Annotated in this window: 21 protein-coding genes; 6 read left to right on the top strand and 15 right to left on the bottom strand. The window is 42.5% G+C overall.

Going from position 1 to position 21,252, the window contains the following annotated elements; translation table 11 throughout:
* Nucleotide 1 precedes the first annotated feature (1 nt).
* From CCS02_RS07300 to CCS02_RS07290, 3 genes are read left to right on the top strand one after another with little or no spacing between them, the layout of a single operon-like run.
* Nucleotides 2-925, top strand: coding sequence for an ABC transporter permease (locus tag CCS02_RS07300; protein WP_012072116.1), 924 nt, complete (start codon nucleotides 2-4; stop codon nucleotides 923-925).
* A 7-nt stretch (nucleotides 926-932) separates the two neighbouring features.
* Entirely contained in the window at nucleotides 933-1,784 is an 852-nt protein-coding gene (locus CCS02_RS07295) for an ABC transporter permease (protein ID WP_012072117.1), read from the top strand.
* Nucleotides 1,781-3,535 carry a M14 family metallopeptidase gene (locus tag CCS02_RS07290; protein WP_100636231.1) on the top strand — a complete coding sequence of 585 codons (1,755 nt, stop codon included), beginning with the start codon at nucleotides 1,781-1,783 and terminating at the stop codon, nucleotides 3,533-3,535. The genes CCS02_RS07295 and CCS02_RS07290 overlap by 4 nt, the downstream gene beginning before the upstream one ends.
* A 92-nt stretch (nucleotides 3,536-3,627) precedes the next feature.
* Here CCS02_RS07290 and tcdA read toward each other — a convergent pair whose 3' ends face one another.
* Nucleotides 3,628-4,407 (bottom strand): tRNA cyclic N6-threonylcarbamoyladenosine(37) synthase TcdA, encoded by a 780-nt coding sequence (gene tcdA / locus CCS02_RS07285; protein ID WP_100636230.1) that lies wholly within the window; start codon nucleotides 4,405-4,407, stop codon nucleotides 3,628-3,630.
* A 144-nt stretch (nucleotides 4,408-4,551) separates the two neighbouring features.
* On the opposite strand from tcdA, the gene CCS02_RS07280 reads away from it, so the two are divergent.
* On the top strand, nucleotides 4,552-5,292 hold the full coding sequence (locus CCS02_RS07280) for a TrmB family transcriptional regulator (protein ID WP_072839336.1): 741 nt from the start codon (nucleotides 4,552-4,554) through the stop codon (nucleotides 5,290-5,292).
* Nucleotides 5,293-5,374: 82 nt separating this feature from the next.
* Here CCS02_RS07280 and CCS02_RS07275 read toward each other — a convergent pair whose 3' ends face one another.
* From CCS02_RS07275 to mnmG, 13 genes are all read right to left on the bottom strand, one after another.
* On the bottom strand, nucleotides 5,375-5,794 hold the full coding sequence (locus CCS02_RS07275) for a F0F1 ATP synthase subunit epsilon (RefSeq protein WP_072839335.1): 420 nt from the start codon (nucleotides 5,792-5,794) through the stop codon (nucleotides 5,375-5,377).
* A 63-nt stretch (nucleotides 5,795-5,857) separates the two neighbouring features.
* Nucleotides 5,858-7,234, bottom strand: coding sequence for a F0F1 ATP synthase subunit beta (atpD, locus tag CCS02_RS07270; RefSeq protein WP_072839334.1), 1,377 nt, complete (start codon nucleotides 7,232-7,234; stop codon nucleotides 5,858-5,860).
* Nucleotides 7,235-7,263: 29 nt separating this feature from the next.
* On the bottom strand, nucleotides 7,264-8,124 hold the full coding sequence (gene atpG, locus CCS02_RS07265; protein WP_072839333.1) for a F0F1 ATP synthase subunit gamma: 861 nt from the start codon (nucleotides 8,122-8,124) through the stop codon (nucleotides 7,264-7,266).
* A gap of 82 nt (nucleotides 8,125-8,206) precedes the next feature.
* Nucleotides 8,207-9,751: a F0F1 ATP synthase subunit alpha gene (atpA, locus tag CCS02_RS07260; RefSeq protein WP_072839332.1), complete on the bottom strand. Its 1,545-nt coding sequence runs from the start codon at nucleotides 9,749-9,751 to the stop codon at nucleotides 8,207-8,209.
* A gap of 38 nt (nucleotides 9,752-9,789) precedes the next feature.
* Nucleotides 9,790-10,326 (bottom strand): F0F1 ATP synthase subunit delta, encoded by a 537-nt coding sequence (locus tag CCS02_RS07255; protein WP_100187237.1) that lies wholly within the window; start codon nucleotides 10,324-10,326, stop codon nucleotides 9,790-9,792.
* An 11-nt stretch (nucleotides 10,327-10,337) separates the two neighbouring features.
* The gene (locus tag CCS02_RS07250; RefSeq protein WP_012072126.1) at nucleotides 10,338-10,808 is read right to left on the bottom strand and encodes a F0F1 ATP synthase subunit B; all 471 of its coding nucleotides are present in this window, start codon (nucleotides 10,806-10,808) and stop codon (nucleotides 10,338-10,340) included.
* A gap of 57 nt (nucleotides 10,809-10,865) precedes the next feature.
* On the bottom strand, nucleotides 10,866-11,123 hold the full coding sequence (gene atpE / locus CCS02_RS07245) for a F0F1 ATP synthase subunit C (RefSeq protein ID WP_012072127.1): 258 nt from the start codon (nucleotides 11,121-11,123) through the stop codon (nucleotides 10,866-10,868).
* A gap of 66 nt (nucleotides 11,124-11,189) precedes the next feature.
* Nucleotides 11,190-12,038, bottom strand: a complete 849-nt coding sequence (gene atpB, locus CCS02_RS07240; RefSeq protein ID WP_072839330.1) for a F0F1 ATP synthase subunit A — start codon at nucleotides 12,036-12,038, stop codon at nucleotides 11,190-11,192.
* Between the two features lie 48 nt (nucleotides 12,039-12,086).
* Complete coding sequence (locus CCS02_RS07235; protein ID WP_072839329.1) at nucleotides 12,087-12,494, bottom strand: ATP synthase subunit I; 408 nt, start codon at nucleotides 12,492-12,494, stop codon at nucleotides 12,087-12,089.
* Nucleotides 12,495-12,658: 164 nt separating this feature from the next.
* Nucleotides 12,659-13,543: a ParB/RepB/Spo0J family partition protein gene (locus tag CCS02_RS07230; RefSeq protein WP_100636229.1), complete on the bottom strand. Its 885-nt coding sequence runs from the start codon at nucleotides 13,541-13,543 to the stop codon at nucleotides 12,659-12,661.
* A 45-nt stretch (nucleotides 13,544-13,588) separates the two neighbouring features.
* Complete coding sequence (locus CCS02_RS07225; RefSeq protein ID WP_012072131.1) at nucleotides 13,589-14,356, bottom strand: ParA family protein; 768 nt, start codon at nucleotides 14,354-14,356, stop codon at nucleotides 13,589-13,591.
* A 3-nt stretch (nucleotides 14,357-14,359) separates the two neighbouring features.
* Nucleotides 14,360-14,986 (bottom strand): 16S rRNA (guanine(527)-N(7))-methyltransferase RsmG, encoded by a 627-nt coding sequence (gene rsmG / locus CCS02_RS07220; RefSeq protein WP_072839327.1) that lies wholly within the window; start codon nucleotides 14,984-14,986, stop codon nucleotides 14,360-14,362.
* Between the two features lie 51 nt (nucleotides 14,987-15,037).
* Complete coding sequence (mnmG, locus tag CCS02_RS07215) at nucleotides 15,038-16,927, bottom strand: tRNA uridine-5-carboxymethylaminomethyl(34) synthesis enzyme MnmG (protein ID WP_100636294.1); 1,890 nt, start codon at nucleotides 16,925-16,927, stop codon at nucleotides 15,038-15,040.
* A 694-nt stretch (nucleotides 16,928-17,621) separates the two neighbouring features.
* On the opposite strand from mnmG, the gene CCS02_RS07210 reads away from it, so the two are divergent.
* Nucleotides 17,622-18,983, top strand: a complete 1,362-nt coding sequence (locus CCS02_RS07210) for an 8-oxoguanine deaminase (RefSeq protein ID WP_100636228.1) — start codon at nucleotides 17,622-17,624, stop codon at nucleotides 18,981-18,983.
* A 131-nt stretch (nucleotides 18,984-19,114) separates the two neighbouring features.
* Here CCS02_RS07210 and CCS02_RS07205 read toward each other — a convergent pair whose 3' ends face one another.
* Nucleotides 19,115-20,173 carry an NAD(P)-dependent alcohol dehydrogenase gene (locus CCS02_RS07205; RefSeq protein WP_100187232.1) on the bottom strand — a complete coding sequence of 353 codons (1,059 nt, stop codon included), beginning with the start codon at nucleotides 20,171-20,173 and terminating at the stop codon, nucleotides 19,115-19,117.
* A gap of 186 nt (nucleotides 20,174-20,359) precedes the next feature.
* On the opposite strand from CCS02_RS07205, the gene CCS02_RS07200 reads away from it, so the two are divergent.
* Nucleotides 20,360-21,238 (top strand): AraC family transcriptional regulator, encoded by an 879-nt coding sequence (locus tag CCS02_RS07200; protein WP_232728839.1) that lies wholly within the window; start codon nucleotides 20,360-20,362, stop codon nucleotides 21,236-21,238.
* The last annotated feature ends 14 nt before the right edge of the window (nucleotides 21,239-21,252 follow it).

Raw genomic sequence — 21,252 nt, 5'->3', positions numbered from 1 at the left:
CATGGCGAACTTTTTAATGAAACGATTTCTGCAAGCAGTATTTGTACTACTTGCAGTCACCTTAATCGTTGCTTTTGCTATACGTTTAACAGGAGATCCAGCTTTGATGCTGACTCAAGGTGCAGGTAGTGTGACCGAAGCCGATCTGATGTTAATTCGAGAAGCACTAGGCATCAATAAGCCCTTTTTTGTTCAGTATTTTGAGTTTCTTAAAGGCTTATTTAGCTTCGATTTTGGTCGTAGTTTCATGGGTGGAACGCCAGTATCGGAACTTATCAGCAAATCCTTACCAGCAACGCTAATGCTTGCAGCATCCGTTATGTTTGTGTCTATCGCTATTTCCATTCCCCTAGGTATCAAAGCTGCTGTATCAAAAGGTAAATGGGCTGATCAAACCATACGCATCTTGTCATTAATTGGTCTGTCATTTCCAAACTTTTGGTTAGGACTTATGTTGGTCTTGGTATTTTCTATTTGGCTGCAGTGGTTACCACCAAGTGGTATGGATGGCTTTACTAGCTTCTTAATGCCAGCTATTACAATGGCGATTATTCTGACTGCAACCAATGTTCGTCTGGTTCGCTCGTCTATGCTTGAAACCCTTCAAGCACAATACATAATGGTCGCTAGAGCAAAAGGTCTTAGCGAAAACAAAGTGCTCTATAAACACGCTTTGCGTAATTGTGCGATTCCACTGATTACCTACTTTGGTCTGCAATTCGGTGGGCTATTAGGCGGGATAGTCATTATTGAACGCGTCTTCAATTGGCCAGGTCTTGGCACTCTTGCCTTCGATGCAGTAAGTGGCCGTGACTATCCAGTACTGCAAGCCGTTATCACCATCCTCTCCATGCTTATCGTGAGCGTTAACCTGTTGGTTGATATTGCGTATGGCTTGATCGATCCACGCATTCGTACGGAGTAATAACACTATGTCAGCGAATCGTTTTAGTGCCTCTTTTTCTCGCTATAAAAGCTTAGAGTTTATTCTCGGTATTTTACTGACCGGAAGTATTTGTTTTTTAGTCGTGTTTTCTGACTTTCTGTTTCACGGAGCCGATAAAATCAATTTATCTGCCCGCTTACTAGAGCCGTTTACTCATGTAGGCCATTTTTTTGGTACAGATCCTCTAGGTCGAGATGTTATGGCCCGAGTTGTGTCTGGTGGCAAGATTTCTCTTCAAGTCGGCTTTTTATCTGTCGCTGGCGCTGTAATATTCGGCGTTATTATGGGATTAGTCTCAGGCTACTATCGTGGTTTCTGGGATGTAATTGTCATGCGCTTTGCGGATGTTCAGCTTGCAATGCCATTTATTCTTTTGGCTATTACCTTTATCGCTATTGTCGGTGGTGGTTTAGCGAATATGATTTTTCTATTGATCATTTCCCAATGGGTTCAGTACGCAAGATTAGTACGCGGCTCGGTTCTATCTCTTCGTGATCGTGAGTTTATCCAGTCCGCACAAGCAATTGGCGTAAGTCACTTTAGTATTCTGTTCCGTCACTTACTGCCTAACCTTATTGGTCCCGTCATTGTTTTAATGACGCTTAATGTGGCAAACAACATCTTGCTAGAAAGTAGTTTGACCTTTCTAGGTCTTGGTGTTGATCCATTAACGCCAAGCTGGGGCGGTATGCTCGCTGATGGCCGTACTTATATTCAAAATGCTTGGTGGGTCAGCGTCTTCCCGGGCCTTGCTATCTTGTTAACCGTTCTAGGATTGAACCTTTTGGGAGATTGGCTTCGTGACAGCCTTGATCCAACCGGTAGGACTTCACGATGACTCATATTTTCTCCACTAACATTACGCAAACAACTCACAAGTTAGTCGAACAATTTGGCAAGCCTGAGTATCAAGGACAACTTATTGAAGCTTGGGTCTTTGCCGATCAAACACATCGCTTACAAGCTGAGGCAGCGCTATTAGATTGCGGAGTAAAAGCTAAACTACGCAGTGCCTATAAGCCGCTATTACACTTCTTTTTAGAAGACATTGATGTGTTATCAAGCCAAATCACACGTATTGAAGTGCATTATCCTACGCATGAAGCCGCTTCAGAGAAACGTTTTTTACTTGAGTCATATCCTCTTTCTACTCTAGTCGGTAAAGCAAACATTCATTTCATTGCCAATCCGAAATCAAGTGAATGTTATGAAGTCATTTTACGATCAGCGACGGGAGTACAAACACAGCATAAGGTTTTTGCTCCTAATCATCTGCACCTAGATCTTATCGGCCAAACTCATCTATCACCAACAGGTTGGCTAAAGGTAACGGATTCGGAAGGAAAACTAGCGTTTAACGAGCGCCTTGTTACCGATTATGAATCTTTGTTCTTAGAGGGTATGAGGGCTATTTCACAATACGCTTGGACAGGTTCCGAACCATATTTTGAAGAGCTTAATATCCAAGTATGTTTACCTTGGAAAGCGCAGAAACTGGAACACAAACAAGAAGTAATCAGCTTAAGTGAAGCCCTACATGAAGATTTTTATTTTTCATTGCAGGAATGGTTTAAAACCAAAGCAGGTTATCTTCCTAATGAAAGAGAGGGCAAACCAGGTCAGATCGTACCAGAGATAGGATATACAACTGAAAAAAACCTCACTATCAAAGTCGAAACACGACCTTATCAAATACAATATTCAACAGGACAGCAGACTCTAGAAGTTGCTGAAACTCCGATCAGTATGGAGCAAGTAGAAGTAGAGCTAGCAAAAATAACCGGTGATACTTTTACCGCCAACACAATTACAGGGAGAAAAGTCAGTGCTCGCTATCATAAAGGTACAGACTTCCCTGTCATGATCAGTGGCGGACAGCATGCCAATGAAACAACCGGTGTGGTTGGTACCCTACGTGCTGCTCAAATTCTTAATCATCAAAAAGACAGCCACTTTACTATCTCGCCATTAGAAAACCCTGATGGCTACGCTCTGCATCAGAGGTTGATCAAAGACAACCCTCATCATATGCATCATGCAGCTCGCTATACTGCGTTAGGGGATGATTTAGAGTATCGAGTAAAAGGGGAACTTTATGAAAAAGAGATCCGCCATAAAGCACGAGAAATAAGCCAAGCACAGTTGCATATCAACCTACATGGTTATCCATCTCACGAATGGACTCGCCCGCTTTCTGGCTACGTTCCTCATGGTTTTGATATGTGGACTATACCGAAAGGTTTTTTCTTAATCTTACGTCACAGCGCCGATAAAAAATGGGCAACTTATGCAGAAGAGTTCGCACACCTAGTCACTTTAAAGCTGATTAAAATCCCAGGTGTATTAGCTTTCAATAATGAACAGGTTGAGCTTTATAGAAAGCATGCAGGAGAAACTAACTTTCGCATAATAAACAGCTTCCCTTGCCTGATTTCTCAAGGTAAACAAGAAGACATTCCTATGCAGCTTATTACTGAATATCCCGATGAAACTATCTATGGAGAGCACTTCATTACCGGCCACGACGTACAAACGGCTACTGTTCTAGCGGCTTATGAAGTGCATCAGTTACTGTCAGCTAATCAATAACAAATATCTAGGCCGGACAAGCGTGACCTGTCCGGCCTAATGTCTAAAACCGTTCGTTACCATCTTGCTTCAAATTATTGATCTTCGTTTCACTAATTCGCCTTCTGCGCCAGTTTTTCCAATACTCGACTGACAGCCACAAAACCAAACGTGGCCGTGACAACCGTGCTAGCACCAAAACCAGTGTCGCAATTCATTTTGGTTTCTGTATCGCCTTTTAAACGTTGATGAGAAACCGTGCCGTCACCTTGCGGATAGCTTAATTGCTCGGTGGAATAGACACATTCAATGTCAAAGCGGCGTTTCGGATTGCGGGTAAAGTTGTAATAACGTCGCAGGAAGTTGCGTAGTTTGGCAGCAAGTGGATCTTTTTCGGTTTTAGCGAGATCGCCGATGAGTATTTTGGTTGGGTCCATTTGACCACCCGCACCACCGACTGTGATGACTTTACGCTTGTTACTCTTACTCCACGCCATCAGAGCGGCTTTTGGCTTGATGCTGTCAATGCAATCAATAATGTAATCAAACGGCGTAGAGAGCAGATCAGAGATGTTTTCAGGGGTAATAAAGTCTTCTATGCAGGTTACTTGGCAACTCGGATTAATCAACTTGATACGTTCTGCCATGACATCGACTTTCGATTGACCAATGTTGCCATCTAATGCGTGAATTTGGCGGTTGGTATTGGTGATGCAAACATCGTCCATATCGATCAACGTAATTTTACCAATACCTGAACGTGCCAAGGCTTCAGCCGCCCAAGAGCCAACGCCACCAATACCGATGACACAAACGTGTGCTTGAGTAAAAAACTCATACGCTGCATCGCCATATAAACGGCGAATGCCACCAAATCGTTGATCGTTTGTCACTTTTATCTCCTCGCAAAAGGTTCTACCCTGCGCTTTTTATGCCAATAAGTGTATTCTTTGAACCTAGCAAAGACGAATTACTTTCTATCAAAAACCTTTGCATGCAAAGATTTATATAAATAATCACCAGGTACTGTGAGCCCTATGATTCAGCAAGCTTTTGAAATGCTTGGTTTGACGCCAAGAGAAACTCAACTTTATCAAACTCTATTAAAGTTAGGCCCTTCTTCCATTCGAGATATTGCCGAACACAGCGGCATCAATCGCGGCACGGCATATGAGTCGCTAAAACAGTTACAAAGCAAAGGCATCGTTAGCTACTTTCCAAAAGGAAAACGCCGATTATTTACCGCTGAAAACCCAGATATTCTGCTAAATCTAGCGGAAGAAAAACGCAACCGCCTAGACAAAACTATTGAAAACCTGAAAAACACTATCATTCCTAATTTGCATCAGCAGCAGCCAGATTATCATCAAACCAATGTACGTTATTACGAAGGTGATGATGGCATAGAGTGGGTTTTGCGCGATATTTTAAACGTGGTATCGCAACAAGACCACAAAGAATATTGTGTGTTTTCTTCTAAACCTATTCGCCCTTTCTTGTATCGCCCTTTTCCCAACTACACAAAGCAACGCGTGAAGCTTGGTATTAATGTAAAAGTGATCGCGCTTGGAGATGGTGGTGAAGAAGCACAGTTGTCTGAACGTAAGTGGATTAAAACGGAAGGTTCGGTCGACGCCAGCTATATTGCTATCTATCCGCCCAAATGTGCGATTATTTCTTTAGCGAGTAACAACTTCCCTTCTGCCGTGGTATTGGAATCTAAAGACATCGCCAAAGCACAGCAGATCATCTTCGATACCTTATGGAAGATGCTCTAAAAAGCAACGTTCCACTCAAATAGCAGGCAATAAAAAAGCAGCCCTTAGGCTGCTTTTTTGACTTCAAACTCAACATTACCGCTTATTTGTGATCGCGGAACTGCTGAATAGTACGCAAGCGGGCCATAGCTTCTGCTAGTTCCACTGTCGCACGAGTGTAGTCGACGTCAGGTTTTTGGTTAGCCAAAAGCTCTTTAGCATGTTCCTGAGCTTTTAGTGCCGCCTCTTCGTCCAGATCTCTTGCACGAGTGGCTGTGTTAGCCAAGACGGTGACGCGGTGCGGTTGAACTTCTAGGAAGCCACCGGACACGAAGATTATCTCTTCGTCACCATTTTCTTTAACCACACGAACAGGACCTGGTTGCAGAGTAGTCAACAATGGCGCGTGACCAGGCATAATGCCCAAATCGCCATAGCTGCCTGCAGCCACAAGAGATTGTACCGTACCGGAAAAAATCTCTTGTTCAGCGCTTACGATATCGCAGTGTACTGTGATAGCCATAAGTTGCCTCTCTTAGTCATACTTAGCAAAAGCGTTTTACAACGCTTTTGCTACGCGTGATGGTTAAAGTTTCTTAGCTTTCTCGACAGCTTCGTCGATGCTACCAATCATGTAGAACGCTTGCTCTGGAAGATCATCGAACTCACCATCCAAGATGCCTTTAAAGCCACGAATCGTGTCTTTCAAAGAAACATACTTACCTGGAGAGCCAGTGAATACTTCTGCTACGAAGAAAGGCTGAGACAAGAAACGCTGGATTTTACGAGAACGGTTAACCGTTTGTTTATCTTCTTCAGATAACTCGTCCATACCCAAGATTGCGATAATGTCTTTCAATTCTTTGTAACGCTGCAATACCATTTGAACGCCACGTGCTACGTCGTAATGCTCTTGACCGATAACTAGTGGATCAAGCTGACGTGAAGTAGAGTCAAGAGGATCGATCGCTGGGTAGATACCCAAAGATGCGATGTCACGAGACAATACAACGGTTGCGTCCAAGTGAGAGAACGTTGTTGCTGGAGACGGGTCAGTCAAGTCATCCGCAGGTACGTATACCGCTTGAACAGACGTGATAGAACCAGTCTTAGTAGAGGTGATGCGTTCTTGAAGAACACCCATCTCTTCAGCAAGTGTAGGCTGGTAACCTACCGCAGATGGCATACGACCTAGCAATGCAGATACTTCTGTACCCGCAAGCGTGTAACGGTAGATGTTATCTACGAAGAAAAGTACGTCACGACCTTCGTCACGGAACTTCTCAGCCATAGTCAAACCAGTCAAAGCAACACGTAGACGGTTACCTGGTGGCTCGTTCATTTGGCCATATACTAGAGATACTTTATCGATTACGTTCGAGTCAGTCATCTCGTGGTAGAAGTCGTTACCTTCACGAGTACGCTCACCAACACCAGCAAATACAGAGTAACCGCTGTGCTCGATTGCGATGTTACGGATAAGTTCCATCATGTTTACGGTTTTACCTACACCGGCACCACCAAACAGACCAACTTTACCACCTTTCGCGAAAGGACAAACAAGGTCGATAACCTTGATACCCGTTTCTAGCAATTCGTTGCTAGAAGACTGCTCAGCATAAGAAGGAGCTGCGCGGTGAATTGACCAACGCTCTTCTTCGCCGATTGGGCCTTTTTCGTCAATCGGATTACCTAGAACGTCCATAATACGTCCTAGTGTTTTAGTACCAACTGGCACAGAAACTGGTTTGTTTGTATTTTCTACAACCAAGCCACGTTTAATACCGTCAGTGGAACCCATTGCGATGGTACGAACAATACCGTCGCCTAGTTGTTGTTGAACTTCCAACACCAACTGTTTACCCTCAATGGTCAGGGCATCATATACTTTTGGCACGCTATCACGTGGGAATTCCACGTCCATAACCGCGCCAATAACCTGTACGATGTGTCCGCTACTCATGTTCGGATCCTCTTAAATACCTAAATACCTTAAACCGCTGCCGCGCCGCTGACTATCTCAGAAATTTCCTGAGTAATCGCTGCTTGACGAGCCTTGTTGTACACCAACTGCAATTCATCAATGATATCGCCGGCGTTGTCTGTTGCGTTTTTCATCGCAAGCATACGAGCTGCTTGTTCACACGCAATATTCTCAACCACTGACTGATATACTTGAGATTCAATATAGCGAACCAATAATTCGTTCAAAATTTCAACGGCTTCCGGTTCATAAATGTAATCCCAGTGGTGCTTTAACTCTGTATTCTCTTCCGCTTTTAATGGCAAAAGTTGTTCAACCGTCGGGTTTTGAGTCATGGTATTCACGAACTCATTTGAAACCACATAAAGACGATCAATACGACCTTCATCAAATGCGTCTAGCATCACCTTTACGCTACCGACTAAGTCGTCAGCTTTTGGTGCATCACCTAAACCGGTGAAGGCTGCTGTTACATTTCCGCCGTAGTTACGAAAGAATGAAACGGCTTTGCCACCAATCGCACAGATGTCTATTTCAACACCAGTATCAGCAAACTGTTTCATATCTCTAATGGCTTTTTTGAACACGTTAACGTTCAAACCACCACATAAACCACGATCAGAAGAGATTACGATATAACCAACACGCTTCGCCTCACGTTCGGTAAGGTAACGGTGTTTATACTCAGGATTCGCGTTGGCCAAATGACCAACTACTTGGCGAATTCGTTCCGCATACGGACGAGAAGCGGCCATACGATCCTGAGCTTTACGCGTTTTACTTGCAGCTACTTTTTCCATAGCACGAGTAATTTTACGCGTATTGTTAATGCTCGAAATCTGAGTACGTATCTCTTTTCCGACTGCCATAATAGAACTGCCCTTGTGAGAATGTTATTTCACAAACTGCAAGAAAGTGGTGACAAGCTTTAATCGCTTGTCACCAAACTCATTACCAAGTTTGCGTCGCTTTAAACTTCTCGATTGCCGCTTTAAAGGTCGCTTCAATCTCGCCGTTAAAATTACCAGTTTTGTTAATGTCAGCCATAAGATCAGTGTGTTCACTGTTCATGTAGCTCAACAAAGCAGTTTCAAAACTACCAATTTTGCTTGTTTCAACATCTTCAAGGAAGCCATCATTAGCAGCGTAAAGAACTACGCCCATATCAGCTACAGACATAGGAGAGAACTGCTTTTGTTTCATCAGTTCAGTAACCTGTTTACCGTGCTCTAACTGCTTACGAGTCGCTTCGTCTAGGTCAGATGCGAACTGAGCGAAAGCCGCCAATTCACGGTACTGAGCCAATGCAAGACGAATACCACCGCCAAGTTTCTTGACGATCTTAGTTTGTGCTGCACCACCTACACGAGATACCGAAATACCTGCGTTCATCGCTGGACGAATACCGGCGTTAAACGAGCTCGTTTCCAAGAATATCTGACCATCTGTGATGGAGATAACGTTGGTTGGTACGAATGCAGATACGTCACCACCTTGAGTCTCGATGATTGGCAATGCGGTCAAAGAACCCGTTTTGCCTTTCACTTCACCATTAGTGAATTTCTCTACGTAATCAACGTTTACACGTGATGCACGCTCAAGAAGACGAGAGTGAAGATAGAATACGTCACCTGGGTAGGCTTCACGACCTGGCGGACGACGTAGAAGCAAAGAGATCTGACGGTAAGCCCAAGCTTGCTTGGTCAAATCATCATAAATGATCAATGCGTCTTCACCGCGGTCACGGAAATATTCACCCATAGTACAGCCAGTGTATGGCGCTATGTAAAGCATTGCTGCTGGATCAGATGCGCCAGCTGCTACTACTGTGGTGTATTCCATTGCGCCAGCTTCTTCAAGCTTACGCACGACGTTAGCAATTGTAGATTGTTTCTGACCGATCGCTACGTACACACACTTAATGCCAGAATCTTTCTGAGCAATAATGGTGTCAATTGCTAATGCAGTCTTACCAATCTGACGGTCACCGATGATCAACTCACGTTGACCACGACCAATTGGCACCATAGCGTCAATTGCTTTGTAACCTGTTTGAATCGGTTGATCAACTGACTGACGTTCGATAACGCCTGGCGCCACTTTTTCAACTTTATCAGTTAGTTTTGCATTGATAGCGCCTTTGCCGTCGATTGGGTTACCCAATGCGTCAACAACACGACCAAGCAATTCAGGACCGATTGGAACTTCCAATATACGACCTGTACATTTAACTTTTTGACCTTCTACAAGGTCTTGGTATTTACCAAGTACTACTGCACCGACAGAGTCACGCTCTAGGTTCAAAGCAATACCGTAAATACCACCAGGGAATTCAATCATTTCCCCGTACATAACATCTGCCAAGCCGTGGATCAGAACGATACCGTCTGCCACGCTGACAATTGTGCCCTCATTTTGGGCATCAGAAGATACATCGAGGTTCTCGATGCGCTTCTTGATAATCTCGCTGATCTCAGATGGATTCAGTTGCTGCATGCTAAATTCCTCAACCCTGGTTTCGATTTAACGAAACGCTAGGAGTTTATCGCCTCGGCCAGTTTCGCTAATTTACCGCGTACTGAACCGTCGATGATTAAGTCACCTGTACGAATAACCACGCCACCAATTAGGCTTGCGTCTGTTTCACTGGTTAAGTTGACTGTACGGTCCAACTTTTTAGCCAGTGAAGCGGCTAATGCTTGTGTTTGTTCTGCTGTTAATTCAAATGCAGACGTAAATTGAACATTTACGGCTTTTTCGAAATTCAGTTTGAACTGTAAAAATAACTCAGAAATAGCAGGAAGAAGCGATAAACGCTTATTCACAGCAAGAGCTAGCAAAAATGCTTTGCCTTGTTCTGTTGTTACTTCTGCACAAACGTCCGCTAGAGCGTTTGCCTTCTCTTCCGCACTAAAAGCTGGATTCCCAAGTGCTTTTTTAAGCTTAGGTTCAACAGTCACAGCAGCTAATATGTTTAACATATCTGCCCACTCTGAAATATGACCTTGCTCTCTAGCAACTTCGAAAACCGCTTTAGCGTACGGTCGCGCGACTGTTTTTAATTCAGCCATTAGACCCTCGCTTAAAGCTCTTTGGCGAGCTGTTCAACGATCTCGCTATGTGCTTTTTCGTCAATGGTGGCTCCCAAAATCTTCTCGGCACCAGCAAATGCAAGAACGGAAACTTGAGCACGCAATGCTTCTTTAGCACGCATAACGTCTTGTTCGATCTCTGCTTGAGCTGCTTCGCGCAGACGCTTGCCATCGGCAATCACCTGCTCTTTTGCCTCGTCGACCATTTGGTTCGCACGTTTGTTGGCTTGTTCAATAATCTCGGCCGCGTTCTCTTTGCTTTCACGTAATATTTGAGAGGCTTGTTCTTGTGCCAACTCAAGGTCACGTGAAGCACGGTTCGCTGCTTCCAAACCGTCTGCAATTTTTTTGCTACGCTCTTCGAGCGCAGCAATAACTGGTGGCCACACATATTTCATGCAGAACCAGACAAAAATAGCAAACGAGATAGCTTGGCCTAGAAGTGTGAGATTTAAGTTCACGCTAATACCCTCGCTTTTAGTCGTTTAAAAATCATTCCCGCAAAGTTTTGCAGAATATTAACCAGCGACCAAAGCAACAAAAGGATTCGCAAAAGTGAAGAACAATGCGATACCTACACCGATCATAGTTACGGCATCTAGAAGACCCGCTACGATGAACATTTTAACTTGCAGCATTGGAACCATTTCTGGTTGACGCGCAGCGCCTTCCAAGAATTTTCCACCCAAAATACCAAAACCAATCGCAGTACCTAGGGCACCTAGACCGATTAGAAGGGCTACAGCGATCGCAGTAAGACCAACTACAGTTTCCATTTTAACTCCTACATTTTCACAGTTTTAGATAAGGTTTAAAAAATTATTACTTTAAAGAACACACTATTAATGATCTTCGTGCGCCATACTTAAGTAGACGATAGTCAACATCATAAAGATGAAGGCTTGAAGCACGATGATCAAAATATGGAAGATCGCCCATGGCACAGACAGAGCCCATTGTAGGCCCCAAGGCAATATAGCAATCAAAATAAAGATCAATTCACCAGCATACAAGTTACCGAACAATCGCAATGCTAATGAAACAGGTTTCGCAAGTAGACCAACACCTTCAAGTAATAAGTTGAAAGGGATCATCCATTTGCCAAATGGCTGTAACGTCAGTTCACCAACAAAACCACTTATGCCTTTCACTTTGATGCTGTAGAAAACAATCAAAGCAAAAACAGAAAGTGACATGCCTAATGTGGCATTAATATCTGTTGTTGGAACAAATTTGAAATACACATGATTAGGATCAGCGCCAAACACTGAAGTACCAATCATTTGAGCTACAGCAGGCAAGAAATCAACAGGAATTAAATCCATGAAGTTCATCAAGAAAACCCAAACAAAGATAGTAAGTGCTAAAGGCGCAATGACCTTACTCTTACCATGAAAGGTTTCTTTAACACTGCCATCAACAAACTCAACCATAAGTTCTACAAAGTTTTGTAGTCCAGTCGGTGTATCTGTCGAAATTTTCTTTGCGGCCTTACGGAACAACCATAAAAACAAGAAACCCAAAGCAATCGAAATTGCCATAGTGTCTACATGAATTGCCCAGAATCCCATATCTGCTGCTTCTTTAGCATCATGGGCAAGACCCCATGTTCCATCAGGATGTTGACCATAGGTCAAATTCTGAAGGTGATGCTTTATATATGAAGAAGCTGTTGGACTTTCAATACCCATACTTATATCCACGCTCTCTCAATGATTAAAATCCTATTGCCTACCGTACTAGGTATTTCTTAGCACGATAGGACTGAGCCAATGGCTCAAAATTGCACCGCCAAAACCTGCAAAGAAAGCCCCTGCAGCTAATGGTTTTATCAGAAGAAAAACCAGCGACAATAAAACCACTGTCATAGCCAACTTACCGGCTTCTCCTCGATAGAATGATCTAACGACATCTTTTGCTGGACGAGTCCCTTTGTAACCAAAGATTCGCCAAGCCATATAAACACTCGGCAATATGCTGGTTAAAGCGCCCAATATAAACGAGTACCCATACAGACCACCAGCAACGTAAAAAATTCCCAAAGAAACTAAAAAAGTGAGCAATAATTGTAATAAAAGGAAACGAAATATAGCCTTCTTTTTAGCGCTAATAATTGCACTCGCGCTTAGTGGCTTTTTTGTCTCCATTACCCAACTCTCTTTTCGCACTATAAAAGTGCAATCAATGTGATGATTTACAAAATTCGAGGCATTATATGGGTAATAGCTGCCTTGTTCAACTTAAACCGATTCACACGATCACTTTCAAGGCATCTTGTCTAGATAGAAAAACGTACTTGTCACGAATTGCTTCATTTCCCTGCAAGCAGTTCGCTAATCAAGAGTTCTAGGTGTTCTGGGTTACGGTACTCAATAACCAACTTACCTTTTCCTTTGGCTGAAGGTTGTATTTTTACCGCCGCATTAATTTTTTGACTAATGCGTTCTGCTTCTGCACTTAAATCTGGCAGGATAGGTTTGCTATCTTCATTTTTTTCAATAACTTGGAAGTTTTTCACCAATCTTTCTGTCTCACGGACAGACAAGGATTTAGTGACAACTTGTGACGCCGCTTGAATTTGTTTGTCATGCTCTAAAGGTAATAAAGCTCGCGCATGGCCCATTTCAATATCACCATGTTCTAACAAACGACGAACTTCAGGCGTCAATCCTAACAAACGCAATAGATTCGCTACAGTTGAACGAGATTTACCAACGGTATCTGCAACTTCTTGTTGAGTAAGGTGAAAATCTTCAACTAGACGTTGTAGAGCTAATGCTTCTTCTACTGGGTTTAGGTCTTCACGTTGAATATTTTCAATCAAAGCAAGAACCACGGCATCCGCATCTTCAACATGACGAACGATGACAGGAACCTGCTTTAAATCGGCCAATTTGGCAGCTCGCCAGCGGCGTTCACCCGCGATAATTTCATATTGATTGTGGCCACTTGGTCGTACAACAATAGGCTGCATAATACCTTGATTACGAATTGAAGCCGCGAGATCTTCTAATTGCGCAGGGTTCATATCACGACGAGGTTGAAATTTACCTTTAGAAAGCCAATCCACAGGTAAATAAGTTAGGCCTTTTATTTGCTCACTATTAGAGCCACTATCAGCCTCATTGGTTGGAGTTGATTGTGGTGCTAATAATGCATCTAAGCCACGACCTAGACCTCTTTTTTTCATCGTCATTTCATTAACCCTAATTGGTATTAAAGTACGCTTATAAAACAGTAATTATGCGACAGATTTTCGAATAAACTCACCCGCTAAGGCGAGGTAAGCGATAGCTCCACGAGACTGTTTCTCATAATGCAAAACAGGTAAACCGTAACTTGGTGATTCCGCCAAACGAATATTTCGAGGGATCACGGTATCATAAACCTTGCTGCCAAAATGCTTATGAAGTTGACTAGATACATCATGCGTTAAGCTGGGGCGAGGATCATACATGGTTCGTAAAATACCTTCGACCTCTAGAGACGGATTTAACGCTTGAGTAATACGATTGATCGTTTGCAATAACGCTGTTAACCCTTCTAACGCGTAATATTCACATTGCACCGGAATCAATACACCTTGAGAAGCGGCTAAAGCATTTACCGTCAGCATATTCAATGCAGGTGGACAGTCTAGTAAGATGTAATCGAAGTCACTGTCGACTTCGTACAGGCCAGCACGCAGACGGGTTTCTTTACTCGGTAAATCAAGTAAAACCACTTCTGCACCAGTTAAATCACCGTTTGCAGGCAATACCCAATAATCTCCAGGCATGCTTTTTTTCATGACTTCTTTTACGCCATGAGAACCAATCAATACGTCGTAAACGCTAGTGTCTAACTCTTCTTTAGTAAAGCCACTTCCAGTGGTCGCATTACCTTGCGGATCTAAATCGATTAATAATACTCGGCGCTTCATTGCCGCCAGTGATGCCGCTAAATTGACACAGGTGGTGGTTTTGCCCACACCACCTTTTTGGTTGGTAACTGCGATGATTCTTGCCATGATTTATCCTTTACGCGTCATCACTACCATGTGACGCTCCGCCTGAATATTTGGCACATTAAGAGGCTCTACAGATACTAAACCAACCTCTTTTGGTAGCGCCGCTATTTCTTCACTAGGGTAAACCCCTTTCATGGCTAGAAAATTACCTGTCTCTTTTGGAAGAGGTAAAGTCCAATTAATCATATCTTGTAATGAAGCAAAAGCTCGAGAAATAACGTGATCGTATTCCCCTTGGTGACTGTGTTTTTCAACCCGTTCATTTGCCACCGTGGCGTTATGAATGCCCAATTCCATCTTAACTTGCGTCAAGAAACGTGTTTTTTTGCCGTTACTATCAAGCAAGGTGAAACGTTTTTCAGGGTAACATATAGCAAGCACCATACCAGGTAAGCCAGGTCCAGTACCAACATCTATAATATTGTCCCCTGTTATAAAGGGTAAAGTCGCCAAACTGTCTAATAAGTGCAAAGAGATCATTTGCTCAACATCACGAATAGCAGTCAGGTTATAAGCCTTGTTCCACTTTTCTAGCATGGCTAGGTATTTTACAAGAGTCTGAATCGTTTCATCAGATAAAGCAGCGCCCATTTGTTGGGCGCCTTTTTGAATAGTGTCAAAGTGTGTCACAGTCGATCCATTTCTATAAAGATAGCAATTAGGGATTATCGGCTGATGATTCTAGGCACTTTTGCGCGCAATCGCACGTTTTTTCAAGTGAATTAATAGTAAGGATACCGCAGCAGGCGTTACACCTTGGATTCGAGAAGCCGCAGCAAGCGTGGCTGGACGCAACTGAGTCAACTTTTGTTTGATCTCATTTGATAAGCCTTCCATCTTGGAATAATCCAAATCATCAGGCAATGCCGTATTTTCCTGACGACGTAAACGCTCAATATCTTCTGCTTGACGAGTGATATAACCCGCGTATTTTACCGCAATTTGAACTTGCTCAGAAACTTGCTCATCTACCGGCTCATCAAGACCGTTTTTCAAATTCGCAATATCGGAATAAACAATATTCGGACGTTTAAGCAAATCTAATAAACTGTACTCATGAGTAATCGGTGTTTCTAGTTTTGGATTAATGCTATCCGCTTCAGGCGTATTTGGCACAATCCAGCTAGATTTAAGCCGCTGTGTTTCTAACTCAATCGCTTCGCGTTTTTTGCAGAAGGCAGCCCAACGTTCATCAGATACCAAGCCAAGTTCACGGCCCTTCTCTGTTAAACGCATGTCGGCGTTATCTTCACGTAAAATCAAACGATATTCCGCACGACTAGTGAACATACGGTATGGTTCTTTTGTACCCATACTGATCAAATCATCGACTAGTACACCTAGATATGCTTCATCACGTCGAGGTGTCCAAGCATCTTTATCTTGTGCAAGCAAAGCTGCGTTTAAACCAGCAAGTAAGCCTTGAGCACCCGCTTCTTCGTAGCCTGTTGTACCATTGATTTGTCCAGCAAAAAACAAACCAGGCATATGTTTGGTTTCTAAGGAATATTTCAAATCTTGCGGATTAAAATAATCGTATTCAATAGCATAGCCCGGACGAATGATATGAGCATTTTCCATGCCTTTCATCGAACGAACTAGCTCAATTTGTACATCAAATGGCAAAGAAGTCGAAATACCATTTGGATAAAGTTCGTGTGTCGTTAAACCTTCTGGCTCAATAAAAATTTGATGTGAGTTTTTATCGGCGAAACGTACGATTTTATCTTCAATAGAAGGGCAATAACGTGGACCAACACCTTCAATCACACCAGTGTACATAGGTGATCTATCCATTCCCGCACGAATAATATCGTGTGTACGTTCGTTGGTATGAGTAATAAAGCACTCAATTTGACGAGGGTGCATTGCGCGATTGCCCATGTAAGACATGACCGGATCAATATCATCACCAGGCTGAGCTTGCATTTTTGAGAAATCAACCGTTCGAGCATCAATTCGAGGTGGTGTACCCGTTTTTAAGCGATCAACACGAAATGGCAAAGCACGTAGTTTTTGTGCCAAGCCAATGGATGGTGGATCTCCAGCTCTACCACCTGAATGGTTTTGTAAGCCAATGTGAATAACACCACCTAAAAAAGTACCTGCTGTTAAAACAACTGTTTTACTACTAAAACGTATACCCGTTTGAGTAATGACACCACGAGCGGCACCATCTTCAACAATAAGATCTTCTACTGATTGTTGAAAAAGCCATAGATTTTCTTGGTTTTCTAATTTATGACGAATAGCCGCTTTATATAATATACGGTCTGCTTGAGCACGAGTAGCTCGAACAGCAGGACCTTTGCGAGAATTCAAAGTACGAAATTGAATACCAGCTTGATCCGTTGCTAATGCCATAGCGCCGTCTAAAGCATCTATTTCTTTTACAAGATGGGACTTCCCAATGCCACCAATGGCAGGGTTACAGGACATTTGTCCTAAAGTTTCAATGTTGTGAGAAAGTAACAAAGTTTTAACGCCCATACGTGCTGCAGCTAAAGCCGCTTCTGTACCGGCATGTCCGCCACCAACCACAATCACATCAAAGCGACTTGGGAAATCCACAGGAACCTCGGTATTACTAATAAATAGAAAAATGAATAAAAAACGATCAACCATCGATTGAGGCCGCTTAGTATATAGGCAAATTTCCAAAAAGAAAGAGATCGAAACCCACTTACCCCGGTCATCAATATTAATATATTTAAGTAAGTATATAAGTTCTTTTATGTTTGTTATGTTTATATAGCAAGCAAATATCTGTGCATAAGAATAAAAAAACTATATTTATTAAATATTTACAAAGATAACATCTTGTTAAGACAAGGCTGGTTATCTTGTGGTGTGGATAACCTGAACCTGTGTATAAAACAGCTACTTATACAGAGTCGATTTTTAAGGCCAAAGTTGTTAAAAACTGTGCAAAACTTCTTATCAACCTATCACCACACTTATCAACAGGCGTTTTTTTGTATTGTTAATACATTAAAGTGTTGTTTAAAAAGGATTTATCAGTTTTTTAACACAAAATTCAGCATTTTTTTTTAAAATTTAATCCACAAGCAAATAAATAAAAAAAACCATTTAGGCGTATTTTTTTTATATCACTAATGTGAATAATTACGCTAGACCCTGCTTTTTGCTGGTGTGTGAGTCATTGTGGAGAAAGAAAGACAATTCATAAAATATCCACCTGTGAGTAACTATTTTGCTTTTGTAGTAATCTTTATCAGATCAAACGACAAAGATGAGGATTACTATGATTGGGCGAGCGACTTGGATTCAATCACCTAAAGCGATATTGGCATCCAATGCGGATGATGGTGTGGTGATTCGTGATGGAAAAATTTGTGAGTTGGTTGCAGCTGGGAAAACACCCACCAGCCACTATGATGTTATTTTTGATGCTTCTAATCATGTTGTCTTACCTGGTTTAATCAATACGCATCATCATTTTTATCAGACGCTTACTCGGGCTTTTCCAGATGCTCTTAATAAAGCGTTATTTCCTTGGTTACAGACTCTTTATCCGCTTTGGGCTGAATTAGAGCCGGAGATGCTTGCTAGCGCGACCAAGCTTGCCATGGTGGAATTAATGGAATCCGGTTGTACTCTTGCTGCAGATCATCATTACTTATTCCCCGCCGGTATGGAAAATGCCATCGATGTGCAAGTTGATGTTGCTAAGTCTCTTGGTATGCGCGCAATGTTTACTCGTGGTTCCATGAGTTTGGGAGAAAAAGATGGCGGCTTGCCGCCTCAATCTACTGTTCAGGATGAAAAAACCATTATTGATGACAGTGCGCGATTGATTAAAGCTCATCATCAACGAGGTGAAGGCGCGATGATTCAAATCGCCTTAGCACCTTGTTCGCCTTTTTCCGTCACCACAGACATTATGAAAAGCAGCGCGGAATTAGCAAAAACCGAAAATGTACGATTACACACTCATCTTGCCGAAACCCTAGATGAAGAAGATTTTTGTCTAAAGCGCTTTGGTATGCGTACGGTCGATTATTTAGAAAGTGTCGGTTGGTTACATGATAGGACCTGGTTAGCACATGGTATTCACTTTGATGAGGATGAAATTAGCCGATTAGGTAAAGCCAAAGTGGGAATTTGCCATTGTCCAACCTCAAACATGATGCTGGGTTCGGGTATTGCACGAAATAATGAACTAGAAGCAGCTGGCGCCTTGGTTGGACTCGGTGTTGATGGTTCCGCGTCAAATGACGGCTCAAATATGATTATGGAAGTTCGCCAAGCTTTATATATTCAACGATTACGCTATGGTTCCGCCAATGTTTCTCACTTCGATGCTTATCGTTGGGCGACCAAAGGTTCCGCAGCGGTACTTGGACGTGAAGACATTGGCGAAATCGCCGTTGGAAAGCAAGCTGATCTGGCGCTTTTTAAACTTGATGAACTGCGTTTTTCAGGCAGTCATGATCCTTTAGCGGCGCTTCTATTATGTGGCGCACAAAAAGCCGATCGAGTGATGATCGCGGGAAAATGGACGGTAGAAAATGGTCATGCGATTGGGATTGATAGACAACAATTGATGGCTGAACATTCAGCTCATGCGCTGCGTTTAGCGAATAAGTTATTAGCTAAAAAGTAACGTAATTGCTCTCTAACTCTCTAACTCTCTAAATAGAGAAGAATAGAAATAGAGCAAAAAAAGCGCCTATCAAAGGCGCTTTTTAACTATCAACCTATTTTAAGATAACAAAAAATAGCTATAAAGCTCGATTAAGCTTCTTCTTTCAAGCTTTTCATATCAATGATGAAGCGGTATTTCACATCGCCTTTTTTCATACGCTGATAAGCTTGGTTAATATCTTGGATATTGATCATCTCAGCATCACACTCGATATTGTGTTCCGCACAGAATTCCAACATTTCTTGTGTTTCTGCGATACCACCGATCAAAGAACCAGTAAGAACACGACGTTTCATCACCAAATTCGCCGCATGAACCGCTGGTTCCATTGGTTCGATAAGACCGACTAAAATGTGCGTGCCATCGACTTTTAAGCAACCAAGGTACGGGTTCAAATCGTGTTGAACAGGAATGGTGTCTAACAAATAATCAAACGTCATCGCTGCCGCTTTCATTTGTTCTTCATCAGTCGACACAATAACGTGATCCGCGCCTTGTTTTTTCGCTTCCGCAATTTTGCTTTCAGAACGAGTGAAAATAGTCACTTCCGCACCAAAGGCTTTGGCGAATTTCACGCCCATATGGCCTAAGCCGCCCATGCCTAAAATACCAACTTTATCACCAGCTTTAATACCGTGATGACGAAGTGGAGAATACGTCGTGATACCAGCACACAATAAAGGTGCTGCTTTACTCAATTCCAAGGCTTCAGGAATGGATAAGACGAATTTTTCACGCACAACGATATGATCAGAATAACCGCCGTAAGTTAAGGTACCGTCGATTAAATCGTGAGCACCGTAAGTTCCAACTGGGCCATTATCACAATATTGCTCTAAGTCAGCTGCACAATGGGAACAATGCTGACAAGAGTCGACCATACAACCGACGCCGACAATATCGCCAACTTTGTATTTAGATACTTTACTGCCAACTTCTGTCACTTTACCGACAATTTCATGGCCTGGAACGATTGGGTAATTACTTGGGCCCCAATCACTTTCCGCTGTATGAATATCAGAATGACAAACACCACAATAAAGAATATCGATGTTTACATCGTCTTCACGAAGAGCGCGGCGTTCAAATGAAAATGGTGCTAAAGGGGTTGTTGCAGATAGTGCAGCATAGGATTTTGCTTGGCTCATAAATTGTTACTCCAGTGTTTGAACATGAAATACGTGACACCTAGTGTAGAGTAAAATCCTTTATTTTGTGTTGTGCATTCTTGCTATTGTTTTGCCTATTTCTCCAAATTAGTGAAACTTAACTTTTCCTACACAATCTTGTATGCATAATAACCTCATTGATTTTTATAGATGGGTGGATCAAAGATGAGCGATAGAAATTTAGTAGATTTGATCAAACCTCTAGTGAACGAGGATGGCTTCTGCGATACATTGATTGCTAATGTCCGTCTAATGAAGTGCGCAAAATCATTACCTCGAATGCCTCTTATTTACCGGCCAGGACTCACTATTATTGTTCAGGGCCAAAAAATAGGCTACTTAGGCGACCGTGAAATTCACTACAATTCTGGTCACTACTTGGTTCAAACGCTGCCTCTGCCTTTCGAATGCGAAACCTTTGCAAGCCAACAAGAACCGCTTTTAGGCGTCTCTATCGATGTAGACCCTGTTTTATTATCCGAGTTAGTTTCTGTTTCTTCTGAAGAGATGTTAAACCCATCTGTATCTCATTTTCCTATGTCATCCGTCCCAATGAGTGATGACATGATTGAATCTGTTTCTCGCTTAATCAAAGCGTTACATGATCCGTATACCGCAAAAATAATGGGACAAAGTCGAGTTAGAGAGGTCATTTTTGAAGCCTTACAAAGTCCACAAGGTGATGCTTTACGCGCCTTGGTGTTAAACCAAGGGCGCTTTTCATTGATAGTGAATTCTCTCAAGCAGTTACATCAGCAGCTGGATCAAGAAGTTCGGGTGGAGCAACTTGCAGAAGAAGCCAACATGAGTGTTTCCAGTTTTCACCATCACTTTAAAAATATAGCAGGATCTTCTCCTCTGCAGTATTTGAAGCGTCTACGTCTTTTAAAAGCACAAATGCTGTTAAACCAAGGTCATCTAAATGTCAGTCAGATTTCTTTAGAAGTTGGCTATAAAAGCGTGCATCAATTTAGTCGAGACTATAAGCGCTACTTCGGCGCGCCACCGACAAAAGATAAGTTAAGAGAAGATGCCGTGATATAAGACTTTTACGTTCT

The sequence above is a fragment of the Marinomonas sp. ef1 genome (assembly GCF_002806845.1).
GTDB lineage: Bacteria > Pseudomonadota > Gammaproteobacteria > Pseudomonadales > Marinomonadaceae > Marinomonas > Marinomonas polaris.
The sequence above is the reverse complement of the archived record's forward strand: the minus strand, read 5'-3'. Positions and strand labels throughout refer to the sequence as shown.

Bases quoted from the DNA above. Each gene is read 5' to 3' on its own strand.
- CCS02_RS07255 (WP_100187237.1), bottom strand. From the start codon at position 10,326: ATGGCTGAATTAAAAACAGTCGCGCGACCGTACGCTAAAGCGGTTTTC.
- CCS02_RS07290 (WP_100636231.1), top strand. From the start codon at position 1,781: ATGACTCATATTTTCTCCACTAACATTACGCAAACAACTCACAAGTTA.
- CCS02_RS07235 (WP_072839329.1), bottom strand. From the start codon at position 12,494: ATGGAGACAAAAAAGCCACTAAGCGCGAGTGCAATTATTAGCGCTAAA.
- atpG (WP_072839333.1), bottom strand. From the start codon at position 8,124: ATGGCAGTCGGAAAAGAGATACGTACTCAGATTTCGAGCATTAACAAT.
- CCS02_RS07205 (WP_100187232.1), bottom strand. From the start codon at position 20,173: ATGAGCCAAGCAAAATCCTATGCTGCACTATCTGCAACAACCCCTTTA.
- CCS02_RS07210 (WP_100636228.1), top strand. From the start codon at position 17,622: ATGATTGGGCGAGCGACTTGGATTCAATCACCTAAAGCGATATTGGCA.
- CCS02_RS07280 (WP_072839336.1), top strand. From the start codon at position 4,552: ATGATTCAGCAAGCTTTTGAAATGCTTGGTTTGACGCCAAGAGAAACT.
- CCS02_RS07230 (WP_100636229.1), bottom strand. From the start codon at position 13,543: ATGACGATGAAAAAAAGAGGTCTAGGTCGTGGCTTAGATGCATTATTA.
- atpA (WP_072839332.1), bottom strand. From the start codon at position 9,751: ATGCAGCAACTGAATCCATCTGAGATCAGCGAGATTATCAAGAAGCGC.
- atpE (WP_012072127.1), bottom strand. From the start codon at position 11,123: ATGGAAACTGTAGTTGGTCTTACTGCGATCGCTGTAGCCCTTCTAATC.
- CCS02_RS07225 (WP_012072131.1), bottom strand. From the start codon at position 14,356: ATGGCAAGAATCATCGCAGTTACCAACCAAAAAGGTGGTGTGGGCAAA.
- CCS02_RS07300 (WP_012072116.1), top strand. From the start codon at position 2: ATGGCGAACTTTTTAATGAAACGATTTCTGCAAGCAGTATTTGTACTA.
- atpD (WP_072839334.1), bottom strand. From the start codon at position 7,234: ATGAGTAGCGGACACATCGTACAGGTTATTGGCGCGGTTATGGACGTG.
- CCS02_RS07275 (WP_072839335.1), bottom strand. From the start codon at position 5,794: ATGGCTATCACAGTACACTGCGATATCGTAAGCGCTGAACAAGAGATT.
- CCS02_RS07200 (WP_232728839.1), top strand. From the start codon at position 20,360: ATGAGCGATAGAAATTTAGTAGATTTGATCAAACCTCTAGTGAACGAG.
- atpB (WP_072839330.1), bottom strand. From the start codon at position 12,038: ATGGGTATTGAAAGTCCAACAGCTTCTTCATATATAAAGCATCACCTT.
- CCS02_RS07295 (WP_012072117.1), top strand. From the start codon at position 933: ATGTCAGCGAATCGTTTTAGTGCCTCTTTTTCTCGCTATAAAAGCTTA.